Origin of the sequence: Ruoffia sp. FAM 26255, assembly GCF_045528525.1 — a bacterium.
Lineage (GTDB): Bacteria > Bacillota > Bacilli > Lactobacillales > Aerococcaceae > Ruoffia > Ruoffia tabacinasalis.
Genome location: NZ_JBGQQX010000127.1, coordinates 1 through 1,042, shown reverse-complemented (window position 1 = coordinate 1,042; position 1,042 = coordinate 1). Strand labels below are relative to the sequence as shown.

The 1,042-nt window shown below is 34.5% G+C and carries 1 protein-coding gene; it reads right to left on the bottom strand.

Annotation, left to right across the window (positions count from 1 at the left end):
- Window positions 1-198: 198 nt before the first annotated feature.
- Window positions 199-1,042 (bottom strand): IS1380 family transposase (locus ACEN31_RS11550; protein WP_407109482.1); only part of this gene is annotated, 844 nt, incomplete at its 5' end.

The window sequence follows — 1,042 nt, the reverse complement described above, 5'->3', positions numbered from 1 at the left end:
CCTGAATAATTCATACTTCTAAATTTTTCGATTAAAAATACATTTTTTGTCGTAATTTTGCTTTGGTTCTAAAATTTATATGTTTTTTGAGATTTTACAGAACATTTTTATCGAGATTCGATTTTTAAAGGCTAACCACTTATTTTTGGGCGCACGAATCCCTAGGCACTGGATAATTTTTTCAAAAAATGAAATCTATTAAATATAACATCGAATCCGTTGGATTCGCCTAAAGACGGCGTAAAATTCTGCTTGATAGACATGCGAACTAGAAAGTTTTAAATAGATCCGTCTCGCAGTGCTGACCAACTTTCCGGCTACTTTGAATAAACGAAGACGAATGGTATTTACTTGAAGATTTTTCCAATTCTTTTCAAAACAGATTGTACGCATAAAGTTGATAATATTATAAGCTATTACACTGATCATCATACGCGCGTGATTTTCGATGAACCGTGGACTATCTGTCTTGTCAAAATAGAAGCTGTTTTTGGCTTCTTTGATGTAATTTTCCATAGTGCCTCGTTTATTATATGTTTCAAAAACTCTTTTTGGTACGATATTTTCTGAGAAACTTGTAATAATAAACGCATGACTAAAGAGTAACTCTCCAGCTTCTCGAGTTGAACGAATACATACTCGACGAGATTTAGGCCAAGAGCCGGCTTGGTATGAAACAGAATGATAGTAAGTTTCTTTCTCATCCCAAGGATGATTATCATCATAGTAGACAAGTTCTTCAGCTAAATGAGTTAATTTTCGATTACTCTTTAAACGAATCACATAGTCACTACCGAAAGCCTCACATAACTCATATATTTCAGGTGTTGCGAAACCACTATCTCCACGGACTAAGATATCTGTCGTAGGAATTGCTTGGTGATAGTGATCTAAGAGTGGTTCAAGAAATGCCTTTACGCCATTAGAAGTATATTGATTTCCTGAACGAAGTTTAGCTTTTAAAAAATCACCAGTTAATCCATCAAAAGCGACTAATGGATGATAACCGTTCGTTCCATAATGAGCATTATAATCTGTCTGT